The sequence below is a fragment of the Vibrio viridaestus genome (assembly GCF_003856525.1).
Lineage (GTDB): Bacteria > Pseudomonadota > Gammaproteobacteria > Enterobacterales > Vibrionaceae > Vibrio > Vibrio viridaestus.
Genome location: NZ_RJVQ01000011.1, coordinates 1 through 21,618 on the forward strand (window position 1 = coordinate 1; position 21,618 = coordinate 21,618).

The 21,618-nt window shown below is 42.4% G+C and carries 16 protein-coding genes and 1 tRNA gene; 9 read left to right on the top strand and 8 right to left on the bottom strand.

Annotation, left to right across the window (positions count from 1 at the left end):
- Nucleotides 1-407 precede the first annotated feature (407 nt).
- The 4 genes from EES38_RS18140 to lptF all read right to left on the bottom strand — a co-directional run bounded on the left by EES38_RS18140 (nt 408) and on the right by lptF (nt 4,259).
- Entirely contained in the window at nt 408-1,673 is a 1,266-nt protein-coding gene (locus tag EES38_RS18140; RefSeq protein ID WP_124938636.1) for an HD-GYP domain-containing protein, read from the bottom strand.
- Nucleotides 1,674-1,863: 190 nt separating this feature from the next.
- Nucleotides 1,864-1,948, bottom strand: a tRNA-Leu gene (locus EES38_RS18145).
- A gap of 136 nt (nt 1,949-2,084) precedes the next feature.
- A complete protein-coding gene (gene lptG, locus EES38_RS18150) occupies nt 2,085-3,155 on the bottom strand; it encodes an LPS export ABC transporter permease LptG (protein ID WP_124938637.1) in 1,071 nt (356 codons plus the stop codon).
- A 3-nt stretch (nt 3,156-3,158) separates the two neighbouring features.
- A complete protein-coding gene (gene lptF / locus EES38_RS18155) occupies nt 3,159-4,259 on the bottom strand; it encodes an LPS export ABC transporter permease LptF (RefSeq protein WP_124938638.1) in 1,101 nt (366 codons plus the stop codon).
- Between the two features lie 191 nt (nt 4,260-4,450).
- Between lptF and pepA the strand changes: the two genes are divergently transcribed.
- The 3 genes from pepA to EES38_RS18170 all read left to right on the top strand — a co-directional run bounded on the left by pepA (nt 4,451) and on the right by EES38_RS18170 (nt 9,428).
- Entirely contained in the window at nt 4,451-5,959 is a 1,509-nt protein-coding gene (pepA, locus tag EES38_RS18160) for a leucyl aminopeptidase (RefSeq protein WP_124938639.1), read from the top strand.
- Between the two features lie 68 nt (nt 5,960-6,027).
- Entirely contained in the window at nt 6,028-6,480 is a 453-nt protein-coding gene (locus tag EES38_RS18165; RefSeq protein ID WP_124938640.1) for a DNA polymerase III subunit chi, read from the top strand.
- 86 nt (nt 6,481-6,566) lie between these two features.
- The gene (locus tag EES38_RS18170; protein ID WP_124938641.1) at nt 6,567-9,428 is read left to right on the top strand and encodes a valine--tRNA ligase; all 2,862 of its coding nucleotides are present in this window, start codon (nt 6,567-6,569) and stop codon (nt 9,426-9,428) included.
- A gap of 51 nt (nt 9,429-9,479) precedes the next feature.
- Here EES38_RS18170 and EES38_RS18175 read toward each other — a convergent pair whose 3' ends face one another.
- Together EES38_RS18175 and EES38_RS18180 are read right to left on the bottom strand one after the other, a co-directional pair.
- Nucleotides 9,480-10,442, bottom strand: a complete 963-nt coding sequence (locus EES38_RS18175) for a D-2-hydroxyacid dehydrogenase (RefSeq protein WP_124938642.1) — start codon at nt 10,440-10,442, stop codon at nt 9,480-9,482.
- Between the two features lie 42 nt (nt 10,443-10,484).
- A complete protein-coding gene (locus tag EES38_RS18180) occupies nt 10,485-11,222 on the bottom strand; it encodes a pseudouridine synthase (protein WP_124938643.1) in 738 nt (245 codons plus the stop codon).
- 307 nt (nt 11,223-11,529) lie between these two features.
- On the opposite strand from EES38_RS18180, the gene EES38_RS18185 reads away from it, so the two are divergent.
- Entirely contained in the window at nt 11,530-12,801 is a 1,272-nt protein-coding gene (locus EES38_RS18185; protein ID WP_124938644.1) for an Nramp family divalent metal transporter, read from the top strand.
- A 50-nt stretch (nt 12,802-12,851) separates the two neighbouring features.
- Here EES38_RS18185 and rapA read toward each other — a convergent pair whose 3' ends face one another.
- A complete protein-coding gene (gene rapA / locus EES38_RS18190; protein ID WP_124938645.1) occupies nt 12,852-15,761 on the bottom strand; it encodes an RNA polymerase-associated protein RapA in 2,910 nt (969 codons plus the stop codon).
- Between the two features lie 421 nt (nt 15,762-16,182).
- Between rapA and EES38_RS18195 the strand changes: the two genes are divergently transcribed.
- The 5 genes from EES38_RS18195 (at nt 16,183) to EES38_RS18215 (ending at nt 20,828) form a co-directional block, all read left to right on the top strand.
- Nucleotides 16,183-17,559, top strand: coding sequence for a PhoH family protein (locus EES38_RS18195; protein WP_124938646.1), 1,377 nt, complete (start codon nt 16,183-16,185; stop codon nt 17,557-17,559).
- A gap of 102 nt (nt 17,560-17,661) precedes the next feature.
- Entirely contained in the window at nt 17,662-18,666 is a 1,005-nt protein-coding gene (locus EES38_RS18200; protein WP_124938647.1) for an ornithine carbamoyltransferase, read from the top strand.
- 244 nt (nt 18,667-18,910) lie between these two features.
- Nucleotides 18,911-19,840, top strand: coding sequence for an aspartate carbamoyltransferase (pyrB, locus tag EES38_RS18205; protein ID WP_124938648.1), 930 nt, complete (start codon nt 18,911-18,913; stop codon nt 19,838-19,840).
- Nucleotides 19,841-19,852: 12 nt separating this feature from the next.
- Nucleotides 19,853-20,314 (top strand): aspartate carbamoyltransferase regulatory subunit, encoded by a 462-nt coding sequence (pyrI, locus tag EES38_RS18210; RefSeq protein WP_124938649.1) that lies wholly within the window; start codon nt 19,853-19,855, stop codon nt 20,312-20,314.
- Between the two features lie 124 nt (nt 20,315-20,438).
- Nucleotides 20,439-20,828 (top strand): RidA family protein, encoded by a 390-nt coding sequence (locus tag EES38_RS18215; RefSeq protein WP_124938650.1) that lies wholly within the window; start codon nt 20,439-20,441, stop codon nt 20,826-20,828.
- A gap of 57 nt (nt 20,829-20,885) precedes the next feature.
- Here the strand turns inward: EES38_RS18215 and EES38_RS18220 are convergent, their stop codons facing one another.
- Entirely contained in the window at nt 20,886-21,611 is a 726-nt protein-coding gene (locus EES38_RS18220) for a 1-acylglycerol-3-phosphate O-acyltransferase (RefSeq protein WP_124938651.1), read from the bottom strand.
- Between the last annotated feature and the right edge of the window lie 7 nt (nt 21,612-21,618).

The following is a 21,618-nucleotide window of genomic DNA, read 5'->3' on the forward strand; positions in this document are numbered from 1 at the left end:
AATGTTGAATTGACTGTGCCAAATAATCTTTCTTAAAAAGAAATCTTATTCGATTTGGTCACTCGTATCATTGATAAAATCTTTTGGATGTTTATCCGACGAGTGCCCACACAGATTGATAGGTTTATATTGTTAAAGAGCTTCTCTTCGTTGTCTTTACTCAGAAGAGGACGTGCATTTTAACGAGATAATTGCCAGTGTCAAACACTTTTTTCTCTGCACTTTGAACTGCGAGCATTGCCCCGTTCAGTGAGGCGGCATTATATAGAGTTACTTAACTCTGGCAAGCATAAAAATCGCTTTTTTTATCTAAAATGAATCGTTTGGATAAACTTCAACCAGAGTTAGTTTTATTCATATTTTAAAGGCAGGATAAACACATGTTATGCACATTTTCCTGTGCATAACTAATCATCGCTATCGATAAAGTAGGAGATCCTTGATCTTGGATTCAGATACTCGCGAATCTTATCTGGTAGTTTATTTGGCAAGATAGCGCTCACGATCGACAAATCCCTATCAGCTAAATCGATAATCGGCGCTTGGGTTCTGGGAACTGAAGGATCGTAAATAAGAACATTTGGATAAAGTAGACTGGCATTGTTAATCGAGATAACCAATCCAACCATTTCATTAGAAAGTTGCACAACGGTACCCGGAGGGAATACACCCATAAATTTAACCAGAATACCAAGGTTCTCTTCATCATATTGATGCTTGCAGTTCTTAAATAGATGTGACAACGCGATATAGGGTATTTTTTGATCCTTTGGATTGGCCGGGTGACATAGATTGTCAAAGGCATTTGCTACGGCAATTATTTTCGCCAAATCATCAATTTCATCCCCTTTAAGTCCATCAGGATATCCAGAGCCATCAATCAACTCATGATGTTGAGCAATAACAACTTTGGTACTCTCAGGAAATGCCTCTATGTTACCCGCGATATCCAGACCATACTTAGTATGTTGCTTAAGATAGTTATTTTCAGGTTCGGTTAACGGAGTTTGCTTTCTTAATATCGCTTTAGGAATTTTAATTTTTCCCATATCATGGAATAGCGCGGCGAATGACAGTTCTTTTATCTTAGCTGCATCATACTTTTTTACTTTCGCAATCATCATCGCGATGATAGCTACGTTAAGCGAGTGAAAATAGATATCCTCAAACTCACTTTTGTTGTTCATCAAGTGTAATGTAACGCTACTTTCACTTAATAATGTATCAACGATATCGGAGATAAGCTGTTCAGCTTCTTCCACTGCATCTTGAGGTCGATTCCTGATCTTATTCATAACCGCTCTCATGCGCGATAAAGAACGCTCAAACTCTTTTTCACATTTTACAACTTTACGCCGATATGCATTAAGTTTTTCAATGCGGTTTTGTTTTTCCTGCCAAAGTTTTTCTGCTTCTTCATCAAGCTTTTGATTTTGATCTTCATTCGCTTCTTTTGCGTTCAGCGTATCTTCATTCGCAGGCAGCGGTTTGGTATCACTTTGATTGGGGTTAAGGTAAACATGCTGTATTCCGAGATGCTTAATGATCTCGATCTGTTCCTGATTCTTTATCTTAAAGCTGTTTAACAGAAATGGGTGATCATTCCATTTAACTGGAAGTCTGATATGGAGTCCTGGCTGAAGCCTATCTACTGTAATTTTTATACTCGCCACAATGAAAATAAACTCTTAAAAAATGAAAGACATAATTAACAGACTCAAAGACTGTTCACTAGAGTATGGACTAGTGATAAAAATATATAAAAAGATTTTGCTAAGAAAGAGTGTGTGAAGTGAAAAATATTTGATGGGCATCATAACGTGAAAAGGCCTAACGATTAGTTAGGCCTTTTCACAAGATTAATGGTACCGATGGGCGGACTTGAACCGCCACTCCCGAAGGAAACGGATTTTGAATCCGTCGTGTCTACCAATTTCACCACATCGGCACAAAGCGTGTACGCTTTTGATGCTGTGCATTATACGTAAGAAATAATGCGGCGCAATAACAAAAATACAGTTTTCAACTGTTTGCCGATAATTTAGCCACCAGCAAACATAATTCAAACCTGAGTAAAAGGTTACCTACAATTTCCGGCGCAGTAGTAATACAGCAACGGTTAGAAACACGATACTCGGAGCGACCGCACCAATCACTGGAGGGAAACCATAAACCAAGCTCATGGGACCAAAGAACTCACTGGAAATATAGAACGTAAAACCAGCGACAACCCCAGTTAGAATACGAGCCCCCATGGTGACACTACGCAGTGGTCCAAATATAAAAGATAGTGCCATTAACATCATGACCGCGATAGAAAAAGGTTGTGTTATCTTTCGCCAAAAAGCCAACTCATAACGAGTAGCATCTTGTTCAGACTCTTTTAAATAATGGACATAACTATAAAGCCCTGTCAGCGATAGTTCTTCAGGCTTCACCGTCACAACAGCTAGCTTATCCGGAGCCAAAGACGTTTTCCACTCGTAGCTGGGTAACTCTTCTTTACTGATCTGTACGTCATTTTCCATATGAGTAATATGGACTTTTTTCAATTTCCATACATTGTCACCCTCATAATCGGCGCGTTCGGCAAACACAACTTCCTCAAGTTTTTTGTCCGCATTAAATCGCCACATATTCATGCCATAAATTTTATCATCATTGACTTTACCCAGGAAAATAAAATCATTGGCATCTCTTGCCCAAACACCGGTACGCACAGATAAAAGGTTACCACCAGATAGAGAAAGTGTTCTTAAATCACGCGCCATTTTTTGCGCTTGAGGTGCGCCCCATTCACCTAGTAATGTCACCAAGATCATTAATGGCACAGCCGTTTTTAGAACTGATCCACCGATTTTAAGCTTAGAGAAACCAGCAGCCTGCATCACAACCAATTCAGAACTGGCCGCTAAGGTGCCGAGACCAATCAAAGCGCCTAACAATGCTGCCATTGGAAAAAACATTTCAATGTCTCGAGGAATACTCAGAACAACGAATAAGAGCGCCTTAAGTAAGTCATAGCTCCCCTGCCCAACCTTACGCAGCTGCTCAACATATTTGATAATGCCAGAAAGTCCAACGAAGGTAATAAGAACAATTGAACTCGTTGCAACGATGGTTCGTCCTATATATAAATCGAAAATCTTAAACACGACTTAAGCCACCTTTCTCTTTCTGAATTTATCTTTCAAACGCCTTACAGCAACACTATCAAGACTATTCACCACTAACGCAGCGATCAGTAACGCCGCATTGATTGGCCATAACCCGACGGCTCCAGGAATCGACCCTTCTTCTATTGCTGATTTAGTTGCACTTATGGCCATAAAATAGGTTAAGTAAATTAGGATAGCGGGACCCATTTTGGCAAATCGTCCTTGTCTCGGGTTTACTGCTGATAGAGGAACCACCAACATCGTTAGCAATGGGATACAAACGACCAATGAAATGCGCCATTGTAATTCAGCTTTTGCGCTTCGATTAGGATTTTTTGCTAACTCGATTGTCGGAATGGCTTCCCAATCACGACCTTTGTTCTCAACTTTTCGTTGCCCGATAAGGCCTTCGTATTGATCAAACTTAGTGATCATATAATTAACTTGTGTGGGAACACCCTCGTAACGGGTGCCATCGTGAAGCGCGATGATTTGTCGGCCATCACTGAGTTCTTTCACGTCACCATTATCGGAGAACATCACACTCGGTAATACGGAATCACGAGGCGTCGTCTGAGCAATAAATACATTTTTAAGCTTTTTATTTTCTATGTCATCAATGAAAACGACAGAAGAACCATCGGGCGTACTCTGGAAATGCCCTTTTTGCAGGAGATCAACGCTATTCTCAGCGGCCAATTGCTCCATTAACTGAGCTTCTTTGTCCTGACTCCATGGTGAGAGCCAAAATGCGTTAAAGGCAGCAATCCCTGATGTAATAATGGCAAGGTACAATGCAGCCCGCACCAGAAATTTGTTACCGATCCCCGTCGCGTTCATCACGGTAATTTCACTTTCGGCATAAAGACGCCCAAAGGTAATCAAAATACCAATGTACAAACTGAGAGGCAGCATCAAAAGCCCCATTGCTGGCATATTCAAACCGACAATTGATAAAATCATTCTTGCTGGTATTTCTCCATCAGATGCATCCGCCAAAACCCGAATAAATCTTTGGCTTAAAAAAACAAGAAAGAGGACGAAAAAGATCGCCAATTGACTCTTTAATGTCTCGCGAATCAGATACCTTACGATAATCACTCTCAATTTACCTATGCAAAACTTGTATTTTTAGTTGAATCGCTATAATTTCTCGTTGAACCGTTTATTTTATGAAATTTTGATGCGACTTATAGGCGCTGTCATTTCTAATCTATATACTAAGGTTCAACTCATTAAGAGTGCATTATCTACGATTTAGTTCTATTTGTCTTCACGATGTAGGAGTACGCATGGAGTTCAGTGTAAAAAGTGGGAGTCCGGAAAAGCAACGAAGCGCGTGTATCGTTGTCGGAGTCTTTGAACCACGTCGACTTTCTCCAGTAGCTGAACAGCTGGATAAAATCAGCGATGGCTATATTAGCTCATTATTACGACGCGGTGATCTAGAAGGGAAGCCGGGGCAAGTGCTGCTTCTGCATCAAGTACCTGGAGTACTGTCTGAGCGAGTTCTTTTGGTTGGTTGTGGTAAAGAACGTGAGCTAGGTGAACGTCAGTACAAAGAAATTATCCAAAAAACCATCAGCACATTAAACGAAACAGGCTCAATGGAAGCGGTATGCTTTTTAACTGAGTTGCATGTAAAAGGTAGAGATACCTATTGGAAAGTTCGTCAAGCTGTTGAAGCAACAGAAGATGGTCTGTACACATTCGATCAGTTCAAAAGTGTAAAGCCAGAGACTCGTCGTCCTCTGAGAAAACTGGTGTTTAACGTTCCAACTCGACGAGAACTAAGTCTTGGCGAAAAAGCGATTGCTCATGGTCTGGCAATTGCGTCTGGTGTGAAAGCATGTAAAGACTTAGGCAATATGCCACCTAATATTGCTAACCCAGCGTATTTGGCCTCTCAAGCCCGTCGCCTTGCTGACGACTACGAAACCATTTCGACCAAAATTATTGGTGAAGAAGAAATGGAAAAGCTTGGTATGAGTTCATATCTTGCGGTAGGTCGCGGTTCTCGCAACGAATCAATGATGTCAGTGATCGAATATAAAGGTCACGCGGATCCAGAAGCAAAACCCATTGTTTTAGTGGGCAAAGGATTGACGTTTGATTCCGGTGGTATCTCGTTGAAACCAGGCGCAGGCATGGATGAAATGAAATACGATATGTGTGGTGCCGCATCTGTTTTTGGTACCATGAAAGCAATAGCGAAGCTAAATGTTCCATTGAACGTCATCGGTATTCTTGCCGGATGTGAGAATATGCCAGGCGGACACGCGTATCGTCCGGGCGATATTCTGACGACAATGTCAGGTCAGACGGTAGAAGTCCTCAACACGGATGCTGAAGGTCGTTTGGTACTATGTGATGCTCTTACATACGTTGAACGATTTGAACCAGAATGCGTTGTTGATATCGCAACGTTAACTGGCGCATGTATTATTGCTCTAGGTCACCAAACCAGTGGAATTATGTCGAATCATAACCCATTGGCTCATGAGTTGGTTGGTGCGTCAGAACTTGCAAGTGACCGTGCTTGGCGCTTACCCATTACGGATGAATATCAGGAGCAACTGAAAAGTCCGTTCGCTGATATGGCTAATATCGGTGGCCGCCCTGCAGGTACTATCACTGCGGCATGCTTCCTATCTCGCTTTGCTAAGCGTTATAACTGGGCTCACTTAGATATTGCAGGGACCGCTTGGCGTTCTGGCAGCAATAAAGGCTCAACCGGCCGACCAGTGCCATTATTGGTTCAGTTCTTATTGAACCGTGGTGGGTTAATTAGCGAAGAATAATCGCTTGTACCGGTTAGGTATATTTAATTAATAAGAGGGCGTTAGCCCTCTTAATCGTTTGTGAAAAGATGAAAAATGCCACTTTTTATATAATTGGAGAAAGCAGTCCCGAATCAAAACGATCCGGACTCCTCAAATACGTGGTCTTTCTTGTCCAACATTTTGCGAAACAAGGAGCTAAGATTTACATCAATGGTCAAAATAAAGCTGAAGCAGAGCAAATTGCAGAGCTCTTGTGGCAAGTACCTGTTGATGACTTCATTGCACACAACTTAGTCGGAGAAGGGCCTAAGTATTCAACTCCGGTTGAAATTGGTTACTCGGCAGTCAAACCGAATCTAAATCGGCAGATTGTCATTAATTTATCTGATTGTAATTCAACCTTTGCGCAACGCTTCTCAGAGGTGGTAGACTTCGTCCCTTGCGAAGAAAAAACTAAACAACTCGCGAGAGAACGTTATAAACTTTATCGTCAGGCAGGCTTTAATCTGCAGACATTGAATGCTGAATATCCACGATAAACACTATAGTTAAGGCTTCTCCAAAAGAGACCTCACTTATAATGTTTTAACAATCAATTACCAGACAGTATCCGTAAAAGAGCACTATGGAAAAGACATATAACCCAACATCAATCGAACAGGCACTTTATCAGGCCTGGGAAGAAAAAGGCTACTTTAAGCCAAACGGTGATACATCAAAAGAATCATACAGCATCATGATCCCACCACCGAACGTTACGGGTAGCCTGCATATGGGTCATGCATTCCAAGATACCATTATGGATACGCTGATTCGCTGCCAACGTATGAAAGGGAAAAACACCCTATGGCAGGTTGGTACTGATCACGCAGGTATCGCGACTCAGATGGTTGTTGAACGCAAGATCGCTGCAGAAGAAGGCAAAACCAAACAAGATTACGGTCGAGAAGCATTTATCGACAAAATCTGGGAGTGGAAAGGCGAATCCGGCGGTAACATCACCAGACAGCTACGTCGATTAGGCGCATCTGTTGACTGGGATCGTGAACGCTTCACTATGGACGATGGCTTTTACAAAGCGGTTCAAGAAGTCTTTATCAATCTGTACAACGACGATTTAATCTATCGTGGTAAACGTCTGGTTAACTGGGATCCAAAACTTCACACCGCAATTTCTGACCTTGAAGTTGAAAATAAAGATAAAAAAGGTCATATGTGGCACTTCCGTTATCCATTAGCTGATGGTGCAAAAACGGCTGAAGGAAAAGATTATATTATCGTTGCCACAACACGTCCTGAAACCATGTTGGGCGATACTGGTGTCGCTGTTAACCCAGAAGATCCTCGCTACAAAGATCTGATTGGTAAAGATGTTCTGCTTCCTATCGTTAATCGTCGTATTCCAATTGTTGCTGATGAGCACGCGGATATGGAAAAAGGCACGGGTTGTGTGAAAATAACTCCAGCACACGATTTTAACGACTATGAAGTTGGTAAGCGTCACAACCTGCCAATGATTAATATTTTCACGTTCGATGCCAACATCCGTGATGCAGCGGAAGTATTCACCACTAAAGGTGAAGCAAGTGATGTTTATTCATCTGAAATTCCAGAAAAATATTGTGGAATGGAACGCTTTGCTGCTCGTAAAGCCATTGTTGCTGACTTTGACGAACTGGGTCTTTTAGAAGAAGTAAAAGATCACGATCTTACTATTCCTTACGGTGACCGCGGTGGTGTGGTTATCGAACCGATGCTGACTGACCAATGGTACGTTCGCACTGCACCACTGGCTGAAGTTGCAACAAAAGCCGTTGAAGATGGCGATATACAGTTTGTGCCAAAACAATATGAGAATATGTACTTCTCATGGATGCGTGATATTCAAGACTGGTGTATTTCTCGCCAGCTTTGGTGGGGTCACCGCATTCCAGCTTGGTATGATGAACAAGGCAAGGTCTACGTTGGCCATAACGAAGCTGAAATTCGCGAGAAGAATGGGTTAGCTGCAGACGTCACATTAACTCAGGATGAAGACGTTCTCGATACGTGGTTCTCATCAGGTCTTTGGACTTTTGGAACACTCGGCTGGCCAGAAAAAACACCTGAACTGGACATGTACCACCCATCAGATGTATTGGTAACGGGTTTTGATATTATCTTCTTCTGGGTTGCTCGCATGATCATGATGACCATGCACTTCATGAAAGATGAAAACGGCAAACCACAAGTTCCATTCAAAACGGTTTACGTAACGGGACTTATCCGTGACGAAAACGGCGATAAAATGTCAAAATCGAAAGGTAACGTACTCGATCCTATCGATATGATTGACGGTATTGACCTTGAGTCATTGGTTGCTAAACGTACTGGTAACATGATGCAGCCAAAACTGGCAGCAAAAATAGAAAAAGATACACGCAAGACGTTCGAAAATGGTATTGAACCATACGGGACAGATGCTCTACGTTTCACTCTTGCTGCAATGGCATCTACTGGTCGTGATATCAACTGGGATATGAAGCGTCTGGAAGGTTACCGTAACTTCTGTAATAAATTATGGAATGCTAGCCGTTATGTTCTGATGAATACTGAAGAACAAGATTGTGGTTTCGCTGCTGGTACGGAGCTTGAGTATTCTCTAGCTGACAAATGGATTGAATCTCAGTTCGAATTAGCTGCAAAAGCCTTCAATGAACACATTGATAACTTCCGCTTGGATATGGCAGCAAACACACTCTACGAATTCATCTGGAACCAATTCTGTGACTGGTACCTAGAACTGACTAAACCTATTCTATGGAAAGGTACAGAAGCACAGCAGCGCGCTACTCGTCGTACTTTGATTACAGTACTAGAGAAAACGTTGCGTCTGGCTCACCCAGTAATTCCTTACATCACGGAAACGATTTGGAAGAGCATCAAGCCACTTGTTGATGGTGTTGAAGGCGACACTATCATGCTTCAGGCACTACCTCAGTATGATGAAGCGAACTTCCACCAAGAAGCTCTGGATGATATTGAGTGGGTTAAGTCGTTCATCACCAGCATCCGTAACCTGCGCGCTGAGTACGATATCAACCCAGGTAAACCTCTGGAAGTGATGCTAAAAGCAGCTTCAGATACTGATGCTCAACGCTTGGCAACAAATGAGCAGGTGCTTGTGTCTTTGGCGAAACTGGAAAGCGTGCGAGTTCTTGGTACAGATGAAGCAACACCTGCTTGTGCAACTGCGCTGGTTGGAAAATCTGAATTAATGATTCCAATGGCAGGACTGATTGATAAAGATGCAGAACTTGATCGTCTGGCAAAAGAAATCACCAAGATCCAAGGCGAAATCAAACGTATCGACGGTAAACTAGGTAACGAAGGTTTCGTTGCTAAAGCACCTGAAGCCGTTGTTGCGAAAGAACGCGAAAAACTAGAAGGCTATAAAGAAACACTAGTGAAGCTTGAAGAGCAAAAAGTTACGATTGCGAACTTATAGCAGAGTAATCACTTAAGGAAAAGGGGCGTTTAAAACGTCCCTTTTTTTCATCTATACCACTCTATTTTGCTGATTACCTTGGATAAACTGTTCGATATTACTAAATAAGATAGACACTAATTTTGTAATCGCAGAATCACTCCCCCAAGCGACATGAGGTGTTAACAGCAAATTCGGCATAGCCATATTAGCAATAAGCGGATTGGATTTATCAGCCGGTTCCTGAGTAAAAACATCTACACCGGCACCAGCAATCGCGCTTTGTTTTAGAGCCTCGACCAAAGCAACTTCATCGACCAATCCCCCACGCCCCGTGTTAATCAATATTGCACTCGATTTCATCGCTATTAATTCTGACTTAGAAATCAGATTTCTCGTTTCATCATTCAAAGGACAATGTAAGGTGACGATATCCGCTTCGCGAATGGCTTGTTCAAATGGAACATATCCATCTCGACATGTCGTTGCATTTTTTCTCTCTGCGAAAACAACCTTCATCCCCACTGCCTGGGCTAATATCGCCACGGCCTGACCAAGTGCTCCACCACCAATAATGGCAAGAGTACTATCAGCAACATCTCCAATAGGATGAGTAAAAAAACAGAATTGATTATCCTTTTGCCAAACACCATCAGCAATATCTTGATGGTAGCCGAGTAAATTTCGCTTCAGAGCATAAATCATTCCCAGAACATGCTCCGGAACCGAGCGGGTTGAATACCCCTGAACATTAGTCACCGCAATGTTACGCTCTTTGCACGTTGAAATATCAACGTTATTGACCCCAGTTGCCGCAACCGCTATTAATTTTAGTTTAGGCAATCGCGCCAATAAACTTCGATCAAAAACAACTTTATTGGTAATGACAATATCCGCATCTACAACGCGCTCATAGGTCTGCTCTGGTTGAGTATAATCATACTCAACCCAATCATGTTCAAAGCCAAGCTCTGGAAAAACGATCTGTTCTGGAATGGTGGCTCGATCAACAAAGACTACTTTAGGTAATGGCATTTAGGATTCTCCCTTTCCCTAACACCTTCCGCTACCACTAAATTATGGCCTAGGAAGTTTTTTATAATCGGGAAGTTTTCGTTCTGGATCAAAATGTTCAAAGATGACAGGTTCAAGTCCTGCATAAAAATCACATGGTACAAAAAGGCGCTTTAACCATTGAGTTCTTGGATGGTAAAAACTCAGCTCTGCAGCGTGTAACTGAAGTCGTTCAGAAAAGGTATTCGGCTCCCCTGTAGCATAAAAGTCATCGCCAACAATCGGATGTCCTATTGCTAGCATATGTACACGTAATTGGTGCGAGCGACCAGTTACCGGAAAAAGACGAACTAGTGTCGTTTTCTCTTCTCTTTCCACAACTTCGTACAATGTTTTAGATGGCTTTCCTGTTTCATGGCAGACTTTCTGTCTTGGTCGGTTAGGCCAGTCACAAATTAAAGGTAAATCCACTTCCCCTTCATCTTGCTCAACATGCCCCCAGACGCGAGCATAATAGACTTTATGAGTAAGACGATATTGAAACTGCTTTTTTAGCGCACTTTCAACATGCTTATCCTTAGCAAACAGCATCAAACCAGACGTTGACATATCGAGTCGGTGAACCACCTGAATGGATGAATTCATTTCCACCAAGCGGCTCGACATACTGTCATGATGCTGAGGTTCTCTGCCAGGTACCGATAAAAGCCCAGATGGCTTGTTTGTCGCAATGACATAATCGTCTTCAAATATAATATCCACCCAAGGATCAACAGGTGGCGTATAAACAGTCATTACCATGTGAAAAAATCTCAATTTATAGTGGAGCTAATTATACACAAATGTCCAAAAATTGTGGGATTGCTCTTACTTTACTTTTCAATAAAAAAATCGCTAATAAAGCCCTTCATAAGTGATTCATGAATACTTTCATAAGCCTATATGAAACCTACCGCAAGCTTTTATTTCCACACCTGTAAATAATGTTTGACAGATAAATTAAATATGATATTCATACCCATTCTTGACAAAAATAAAACCATAAAAGCTTTGCTTTATGTGGGAGAAACACAACATAACATCGCATCGAAAGATGTAAGGAATAATAATGGAAAATGCCGCCTCCTATCCTTCGGAGAAAGGATCGCCCTTATCCAATTTAGTGAAATCATTAGGTCCCGGAATCATGATGGCAGCGGCAGCTGTTGGTGGATCTCACCTAGTGGCTTCGACAAAAGCTGGTGCTATCTATGGATGGCAGTTAGCAATATTGATTTTGCTGGTTAACTTCTTTAAGTACCCTTTTTTCCTGGCCGGCGTTCAATACACAATGGGAACAGGCCAATCTCTGGTTGAGGGATACAGCCGATTGGGTCGTCCTTATTTATGGATTTTTACTATCCTCTCAGCCGTTTCAGGCGTCATAAATACCGCTGCACTGACTCTATTTAGTGCCAGTCTGTTGGGGTATTTTTTACCAGTAGAACTTTCAGGAACCGCTCTATCAGCAATAGTGCTTTGTACCTGTTTGCTCATTCTATTTGCTGGTCAATATAAGGCTTTGGACTCCCTGTCAAAAATCATAATGGCAGTATTAACTATCGCGACACTTCTAGCTGTTTCGATCGCCTTCGCAAATCCTGCTGAGACAATCCCGAACGCACCAGAGCCATCACCATGGACGTTAGCTGCAATTGGATTCCTTGTTATCACTATGGGATGGATGCCAGCACCAATCGAAATTTCTAGTTTGACATCAGTGTGGCTGAAAAGTCAGTGTAAACAGCAACGAGTCACACCGAAATCTGCGTTATTCGATTTTAATGTAGGTTATATAGGAACGGCAATTCTGGCTATCGTATTCCTTTCCCTTGGAGCGCTAGTTTTGCACGGTACAGGCGTTGAACTATCACAATCTGGTGTTGGTTTTTCTCATCAGCTCGTTGGTTTGTACGCATCGACTATTGGAGAATGGTCACGTTACCTTATCGCTATCATTGCATTCTTCTGTATATTCGGTAGTACGATTACAGTAATCGATGGCTATTCGCGTGTTGTTGCTGAATCACAGCGTCTACTGCAAAGAAAAGAAGAAGATAAAAAAGCGACGCTTAATGTTTGGATGATCATTACAACAGGCTGTGCAATGGCCATTCTGGTGTTCTTTAAGTCAGCTTTGATCCCTATGCTCAATTTCGCTATGGTCATGGCCTTTATGACAACTCCGGTTTTCGCGCTGTTAAATTTCGTTCTAGTGAGTAAAACCGCACTACCTAAAGAATTGTCTGTTGGACCAAAACTAAAAGCCCTATCGATTGTTGGCTTGGTTTATCTGTTTGGCTTCCTCGCGCTATTTATATGGTGGAAGTGGTTCATGTAATGACAAAAAGCCTCGCATATGCGAGGCTTTTTACTTTATTGGTTGAACAACTAATTATGAGAGACGACTATCAGTCTCAATGAGTCAAGCTGATACTGAGCCTGACTGATGTAACCATCCAAGGCCGATATCTGCTGCTCTAACGCAACAAGCTCATCTTCACGAATATTAGGGTTTACAGCCTTAAGCGCCTGTAATCGCTCCAGCTCACCGTTCAAAATACGATACATATCTTGTTTTGCTTCATCTCGAATAAGTTGAACCTGCTCAATCGCAAATTCCTCACTTTTCTCTATTAGATGGTGTACATCTTTCTGTACCGATGTCACCAACTTACTCGCAAGATGACGGTTTATAGGGCTGAGCTGACGGTTAAACCCTTCAAATTCAACCTGAGATGATAAATTGTTACCGCGAGAATCCAACATTAAACGAATCGGAGTCTTAGGTAGAAAACGACCTATACCACTGCTTTTCGGTGCCTGAGCATCCACAACATAAACCAGTTCAACCAGTAACGTTCCCGCAGGTAACGCTTTGTTCTTTAGAATAGATACCGCATTAGTACCTACCCCTTCGCTCATCAAAAGATCAATACCACCTTGGATCATCGGGTGTTCCCAGCTGATAAAGTGGATATCTTCTCTTGATAATGCGGTCTCTCGTTCAAACGTAACCGTCGCACCTTCATAAGGGAGTCCTGGATAGCTAGGAACCATCATGTGTTCAGACGGCGTGACAATAATCGAGTTTTCACCCTTGTCTTCCTGATGTAAACCAATCGTATCAAAGAGACTTAAAGCGAAGGAGACTAGGTTCGTATCACCATCAGTGGCCGCAATACTTTCTGCTATCGCCGTTGCTTTATCCCCACCATTAGAGTGAATCTCTAAGAGTCGGTCGCGACCTTTTTCTAACTCTAATTTTAGGGAGCTATTTAACTTATGTGAGCTTTCGATTAACTCATCTAAGCCATCGAATGAAACTTGAGCCAGCATTTCGACTAATTCATCAACACACTGATCAAATACCGTTCTACCTGTTGGACAGGTTTCACCAAATGCGTTCAATCCCTCGTGATACCAACGAGCCAGAATCTCCTGAGAAGTTCCCTGCAGATATGGGACGTGAATATCAATATCGCGTAATTGTCCTATGCGATCCAGACGACCGATACGCTGCTCTAAAAGGTCAGGGTTCATTGGTAAATCAAACATGACAAGCTGACTAGCAAATTGGAAATTGCGTCCTTCTGAACCAATCTCACTACAGATTAATACCTGAGCACCACCTTCTTCCTGAGCAAAGTAGGCCGCTGCTTTGTCTCGTTCGATAATTGACATACCTTCATGGAAAACCGTTGCTCTGATACCTTCTCTTTCACGCAGTGCCTGTTCCAGTTGTAGCGCCGTACTCGCACGAGCCGCAATAACCAGGATTTTTTCGCTGCGCTTTTCTTTCGTTTTCTCGATCAACCAGTTAACTCGGGGATCAAACTGCCACCATGAGGTATCCTCACCCTCAAATTCCTGAAAGATCTCTTCCGGATAAAGATTTTTAACAGCGCGTGCTTCTGGTGCGATCTTGCCACCCAGCATGCCTGCAACTTTCATTGAGGTCGCGTATTGAGAGGGGACTTCCATAGGTAACAAATTGGCGTTGCGCTCTGGAAAACCTTTAATAGCAGAACGAGTATTACGAAACAGTACACGCCCCGTTCCATGCCTATCTGTAAGATGATCAATCAGCTCTTGACGTGCCTGACTTTTTTCATCATCACTAGCCGAACTTTCTAGGACTTTAAACGCAGGTTCACTATCTTGTTCAGAGAGCAGTTCCGTAATACTGTTTTTAGCGTCATTCGTGAGTGGTTTGTCTTCCAATAACTGTGATACAGCATCCGCAACGGGTGCGTATGATTTTTCTTCTTCAACAAAAGCGCTGTAATCATAGAAACGATCTGAGTCGAGCAGACGAAGGCGGGCAAAATGACTTTCTCGACCCAATTGTTCAGGTGTCGCGGTCAGTAACAGGACTCCCGCAGTTTGCTCAGCCAAGGCTTCAACGATTTGATAATTGCGGCTTGGTGCTTCTTCACTCCATTCGAGATGATGAGCTTCATCAACCACCATAAGGTCCCATTCAGCTTCGAGAGCCTGTTCAAAACGGCGACGACTTTTGCGTAAGAAATCGAGAGAACATAAAACTAACTGCTGCGTATCAAACGGGTTATCGGCTTCAGCAAAAGCTTCAACACAACGCTCTTCGTCGAAAATTGAAAAGTGCAAATTGAAACGACGCATCATTTCAACCAGCCATTGATGCTGCAACGTTTCCGGTACGATAATTAACACACGTTCTGCGCGCCCGGAAATCAGTTGCTGATGGATGATCATCCCCGCTTCAATCGTTTTGCCCAGACCAACCTCATCGGCTAATAGAACCCGAGGTGCGTGTCGGCGACCAACTTCATGAGCAATATATAACTGATGAGGGATCAGTCCTGCACGCATCCCACACAGACCACGCACAGGACTCTTATGCTGTTGATGTTGATTCTGTAGCGCTCTGTATCGCAACACAAAATGATCCATGCGATCAATTTGTCCGGCAAATAATTTGTCTTGTGGCTTATTAAAGCGAATTTGGTTACTAAGAAATATTTCACGTAACTCAACATCACTCTCTTCAGTATCGAGACGTGTGCCAACGTAAGTGATTAACTCATTGTCTTCCCTTACCGATTCCACTTTTAACGACCAACCTTCCTGACAGTCGACGACGTCACCTTCATTAAACATAACTCTTGTGACCGGGGCATCATTACGTGAATAGACTCGATTTTCTTCTGATGCAGCGAACATCAGGGTTATTGTGCGCGCTTCAACTGCGACCACTGTTCCTAAACCAAGATCATTTTCTGTGTCGCTAATCCAGCGTTGCCCCACTGCAAATGTCATGAATTGACCACCTCATTGCTCTATTTTTGAATTAGAAAGCCTGTTCAACAGACTACTCTTTTTGAAACGGAATTGAACCCAGTTAAGATTTTATTCTGTCATAAGAAAAGGTCGCTAATATTACTCGATGGTGTGATGCAGGTCACGTGCAATTGAATCAATATTTCCAGAAATAGGATCAGAAATAAAAACGTAAAAAATTCGTGTCATTGCTATAGAAACTAATTGCTATACTTGTATTGAACCAGAGCGTATTTATGTGACGTTTTGGCATAAAGAATGCTAGGTTTATCGAGTATCATACGGGTTTGCAGTACGTCGAAGAGGAGCTTCACGACCAAACTTACAGGTCTGAACTCTACATTTGACCTCTGATGCAAACAATGATTCCTATCAAGCCATTGAAGGCAAGGAGACGCTTATGGGCGAAACCGAACGGAAACTGTTTGTACTGGACACTAATATCCTATTGCATGAACCTCACGCAATATTCTCCTTCCAAGAACACGACGTCGTCATTCCCATGACGGTCCTCGAAGAACTCGACCGAATCAAAGACAGTAAACGAGATGTAGCGCGCGATGCACGTGTTGCTATTCGTGCTCTTGAAGATATGTTCCACGATGCCACACCTGAACAGATATCAGAGGGCATACCAATTTCTAAAGAAGAAAGTTCTAAAGGAACGATATCCATTCTTGCCGATTTTGAGTTACAGGAGACCGTAAAGGCATTCGCCGATAAAGCTGGAGATAACCGCATTTTAAATGCAGTGCTCTTCCTACAAAAGAAAAAAGCCCCCCGCTCTGTTGTGTTAGTGACGAAAGACATTAACATGCGCTTGCGCGCAAAAGGTGCAGGCGTGCTCTATGTTGAGGATTATCGAACGGACCAGCTCATCGATGATGTTCAATATTTAACCAAGGGCTTTCAGCAACGTCCTGGTGATTTTTGGAGCACAGTCTCAGAAGTCGAAAGTCATAGCCTCAATGGAAAAACCTACCACACCCTCAACCGAGAGCCTTTTGAACCTACCTACATCAATCAATATGTGATTGATGAAGAAAGTGACTTTGCAGCAAGAGTCGCAGCTATCGATGCAGAAACAATTACGCTTAAAGATATGAGCCGTGAACGAATGATGCACCGAAGAGCTTGGGACATCACGCCTAAAAACATGTATCAGGCAATGGCAATGGATGCACTGCTGGATCCTGATATTGATTTGGTCATTCTCACTGGTGCAGCAGGTAGTGGTAAGACACTCCTTGCAATGGCAGCAGCACTTGAACAAACCGTAGAGCGTAAGATGTTCGATAAAATCATAGTTACACGTAATACGCCCGACATAGGAGAATCAATCGGTTTCTTACCTGGTACTGAGGAAGAGAAAATGATGCCTTGGCTTGCAGCAGTAACCGACACACTTGAGGCACTGCATAAAAATGATCACTGTGCTGAAGGATCGATGCGATATATTTGCGATAAGGCCAACATTCAGTTCAAGTCGATTAACTTTATGCGTGGGCGATCAATTCAGGATGCGTTTGTTCTCTTGGATGAATGTCAGAACCTGACCGCCTCACAGATAAAAACCATCATTACACGTTGTGGTGAGGGAACCAAAATTGTTTGCTCAGGTAACCTTGCGCAGATCGACTCTCATTACTTAACACCAGTAACATCAGGCCTAACGTATATGGTCGAACGTTTCAAAAACTTTGAGGGCAGTGCCAATATCCACTTAAATGGTGTTGTGCGCAGTCGATTGGCCGAGTTTGCGGAGGAAAACTTATAAGTCAATGTGAATATATCATCATTTTTATAAAATAATTATTCACATCCACCATCATTATATGTTTAACTAGCCATATCTGAGATGTTTGTTTAGGACTGAGATATGGCTTTCAACTTACGTAACCGTAATTTTCTCAAATTACTGGATTTCACTACCACTGAAATCCAGTTTTTACTTGATCTCGCAGCAGATCTTAAAAAAGCAAAATATACTGGCACAGAGCAAAAGCGTCTGGCAGGTAAGAATGTTGCGTTAATTTTTGAGAAGTCATCTACTCGAACTCGTTGTGCTTTTGAAGTTGCCGCTTTCGATCAAGGTGCTCAAGTGACGTATATCGGACCATCTGGTTCACAGATTGGCCATAAAGAATCAATGAAAGATACTGCCCGTGTGCTTGGTCGTATGTACGATGGCATTCAGTACCGTGGTTATGGTCAGGATATTGTTGAAGAGCTTGGGGCTTATGCCGGCGTTCCTGTATGGAACGGCCTGACTGATGAGTTCCACCCAACCCAGATCTTAGCCGACTTTTTAACCATGCAAGAGCACAGTCGCGGCAAGCACCTTCACCAAATTAAATTTGCTTACCTAGGTGATGCTCGTAACAACATGGGTAACTCTTTAATGGTTGGCGCCGCTAAAATGGGAATGGATATTCGTCTGGTTGCTCCTAAAGCCTACTGGCCAGAAGAACAATTGGTGCAGGATTGTCTGGCTATAGCAGATAGCACTGGTGCAAGAATTACGTTAACCGAAAGTGTTGCTGATGGCGTAAAAGGCTGTGATTTTCTTTACACCGACGTTTGGGTTTCTATGGGTGAACCAGCAGAAGCTTGGGACGAAAGAGTGGCTGTAATGAAGCCCTATCAGATTAACATGGATGTGATTAAGAAAACCGGTAACCCATACGTAAAATTCATGCACTGCCTACCCGCATTCCATAACGACGAAACGACAGTTGGAAAAGAGGTTGCTGCAAAATACGGCATGAATGGGCTTGAAGTAACGGAAGACGTTTTTGAGTCTGATTATTCTATTGTTTTTGATGAAGCAGAAAATAGAATGCATACAATCAAAGCTATCATGGTAGCAACTCTGGGGTCATAGCCACGAGATGAAATCAGCTGCGATTTTTATCATGTAATCGCTTGCACTGAATTATCTTAAGCGTATAATTCCGAGCAATTTGTCTAAGGGGGATGAAATGACTGGCTCAATTGCAGCATCAGCTCAATGGTTTCAAGGTAAGCAATATTACTTATCTCGAGTCTTCATTTCCCTTTTACTAGAATCCAAAGCCTCCCGTTAAGGGGGGCTTTTTTATGTCTGTCATAAAGTAGGGAAGATGAGCATGGCTAACACGCTTTATAAAAAGCATATCATTTCTATTCCAGAACTATCCCGAGAGGAACTGGAGCTTATTGTCAAAACAGCTGGTGAGCTAAAAGCTGAACAAAAGCCAGATTTAATAAAAAACAAAGTCGTTGCAAGCTGCTTTTTTGAACCATCTACCCGTACCCGATTGTCGTTCGAAACAGCCATTCAAAGAATTGGTGGTAGCGTCATTGGTTTCGATAATGGTGGTAACACTTCTTTAGCGAAAAAAGGTGAGACACTCTCTGACTCTGTTCAGGTTATTTCAAACTATGTCGATGCCTTTGTCATGCGTCATCCCCAAGAAGGTGCTGCACGACTTGCTTCAGAATTCTCGAATGGCGTCCCTGTTATCAATGCAGGCGACGGTGCAAACCAACATCCAACTCAAACGTTACTAGACCTGTTTACTATCTCCGAGACTCAAGGCAAGTTAGATAACGTTAATATCGCTTTCGTTGGTGACCTTAAATACGGTCGAACTGTACATTCCCTGACTCAGGCTTTGGCGAAGTTTAAAAATAACCGCTTCTTCTTCATTGCGCCCGATGCCCTAGCGATGCCTGATTATATTCTGGAAGAGCTAGACGAATCCGGAATCGAATACAGCCTGCACAATGAGATTGAGAGTGTCATTCCTGATATCGATATCCTCTATATGACTCGAGTGCAACGCGAGCGTTTTGATGAATCAGAGTATGTCCACATCAAATCGGCCTATATCCTAAATGCGGCACATCTTAAAAATGCTCGTTCAAATATGAAAATCCTCCATCCGCTACCTCGTGTAGATGAAATAACAACCGATGTTGATAAAACTCAGCACGCCTATTATTTCGAACAGGCAGGTAATGGCGTTTACGCCCGAGAAGCCTTATTGGCTCTTGTTTTAAACGAAACAATCTAAGGAGGAATTACCATGGCTAAAGAAACTAAAATGCAGGTAGAGGCCATTAAAAACGGCACTGTAATCGATCATATCCCATCACAAATAGGCATCAAAGTATTACGCCTATTTGATATGCACAATTCTTCTCAAAAAGTAACTATTGGTCTTAATTTACCCTCGTCCGCTTTGGGCCTTAAAGATCTGCTCAAGATTGAAAATGTCTTTATTAATGAAGATCAGGCAAGCAAACTGGCGCTATATGCACCGAATGCGACCGTTAATCAGATTGAAAACTACGAAGTAGTGAAAAAGCTAGCCTTAGAGCTACCGAATCGCATAAACAACGTATTTGCTTGTCCAAATAGTAACTGTATCACTCATAACGAGCCGGTTGAAACCAGCTTCGCTATTTCGCAAAAGAACGGCGATATTCGTCTTAAATGTAAGTACTGTGAAAAAGTATTCTCCCGCGATGTGGTAACAGAGCGTTAATAGAAAATTATTCTGCTGCTAGGACAAAATGCCAGAACAAACAGAGTGTTTGGCTCTTTACCAACAAGAGGAATCAGGGCAAACTGATTCCTCTTAACGTCAAAAATAAAATGGACAAACAGTAATGACAAAAGTACTTCATACGGAATCCGCACCAGCGGCTATTGGCCCATATATTCAGGGTATCGATTTAGGTAACATGGTAATGACATCAGGTCAGATCCCTGTAAATCCAGCCACTGGTGAAGTGCCAGCAGATATCGCAGCGCAAGCTCGCCAATCACTTGATAATGTTAAGGCTGTTGTTGAGTCTTCAGGCCTTACCGTATCCGACATCGTAAAGATGACTGTTTTTGTTAAAGATCTGAATGATTTTGGTACTGTAAACGAAGTCTACGGTAAATTCTTCGATGAGCACAAAGTGGCTAACTACCCTGCACGTTCTTGTGTTGAAGTTGCTCGTTTACCAAAAGATGTTGGTATCGAAATAGAAGCAATCGCAGTACGCAAATAATTAAAAAGGCCGCTTCAGAAGAAGCGGCCTTTTTTCTAGAATGTGTAAATTAAACAATTATCGTTTATTGCGCTCTTTGACTTCGGCATCCAACTCTGCCAGTTTTGCTTTCATAAGCTCGCGGCAATGAGTAGCAAGTTGACGAACATTTTCTTTACTATATCCCTCAGTACTCACTGGCTCTAGCATCTCAACAATAATGACACCATTGTTCCAACGATTCAGTTTTAAGTGATCAGTAGAACTGCAGATAATCGGCACAACGGGAACACCAGCACCAACAGCCGCGTGAAATGCGCCTGTTTTAAATGGCAATAAACCACGGCCACGAGAGCGAGTCCCTTCAGGAAACATCCAAACAGAGACATCCGACTCTTTAATGCTTTTCACAACTTGGTCGATAGTACCTTTGGCTTTTGACTTGTTCGCTCGATCAATCAGTATATTGCCGCTTAACCAATAAAGTTGCCCGAATAAAGGTAACCACGCTAAGCTCTTCTTGCCAACGGTCACAACTTTAGGCGTTACCGCTCCCGCTAGAGTAAACATATCCCAGTTGCTCTGATGGTTAGCAATATAGATATTTTGCCCTTGGTTTAGCGCATTTTCAGTTAGTCTAAACTCAAGTTTGATACCAAAAATAGGCGACAATCTGGCGAACATACGGCCAAAAGTATAAACGTGTTTAGGATTTCTCGGGCTTAATAAACAATAGCCACAACCAAAGATAAATAAGAATACGGCAACTACCGCGATAATCAGTACACGTAAAAGTGCAATCATTTTGTAC

What these genes read in the sequence shown, in the direction of transcription:
- pepA (WP_124938639.1), top strand. Translation starts at nt 4,451, where the DNA reads ATGGAGTTCAGTGTAAAAAGTGGGAGTCCGGAAAAGCAACGAAGCGCG.
- EES38_RS18165 (WP_124938640.1), top strand. Translation starts at nt 6,028, where the DNA reads ATGAAAAATGCCACTTTTTATATAATTGGAGAAAGCAGTCCCGAATCA.
- EES38_RS18170 (WP_124938641.1), top strand. Translation starts at nt 6,567, where the DNA reads ATGGAAAAGACATATAACCCAACATCAATCGAACAGGCACTTTATCAG.
- EES38_RS18175 (WP_124938642.1), bottom strand. Translation starts at nt 10,442, where the DNA reads ATGCCATTACCTAAAGTAGTCTTTGTTGATCGAGCCACCATTCCAGAA.
- EES38_RS18180 (WP_124938643.1), bottom strand. Translation starts at nt 11,222, where the DNA reads ATGGTAATGACTGTTTATACGCCACCTGTTGATCCTTGGGTGGATATT.
- EES38_RS18185 (WP_124938644.1), top strand. Translation starts at nt 11,530, where the DNA reads ATGGAAAATGCCGCCTCCTATCCTTCGGAGAAAGGATCGCCCTTATCC.
- rapA (WP_124938645.1), bottom strand. Translation starts at nt 15,761, where the DNA reads ATGACATTTGCAGTGGGGCAACGCTGGATTAGCGACACAGAAAATGAT.
- EES38_RS18195 (WP_124938646.1), top strand. Translation starts at nt 16,183, where the DNA reads ATGGGCGAAACCGAACGGAAACTGTTTGTACTGGACACTAATATCCTA.
- EES38_RS18200 (WP_124938647.1), top strand. Translation starts at nt 17,662, where the DNA reads ATGGCTTTCAACTTACGTAACCGTAATTTTCTCAAATTACTGGATTTC.
- pyrB (WP_124938648.1), top strand. Translation starts at nt 18,911, where the DNA reads ATGGCTAACACGCTTTATAAAAAGCATATCATTTCTATTCCAGAACTA.
- pyrI (WP_124938649.1), top strand. Translation starts at nt 19,853, where the DNA reads ATGGCTAAAGAAACTAAAATGCAGGTAGAGGCCATTAAAAACGGCACT.
- EES38_RS18215 (WP_124938650.1), top strand. Translation starts at nt 20,439, where the DNA reads ATGACAAAAGTACTTCATACGGAATCCGCACCAGCGGCTATTGGCCCA.
- EES38_RS18220 (WP_124938651.1), bottom strand. Translation starts at nt 21,611, where the DNA reads ATGATTGCACTTTTACGTGTACTGATTATCGCGGTAGTTGCCGTATTC.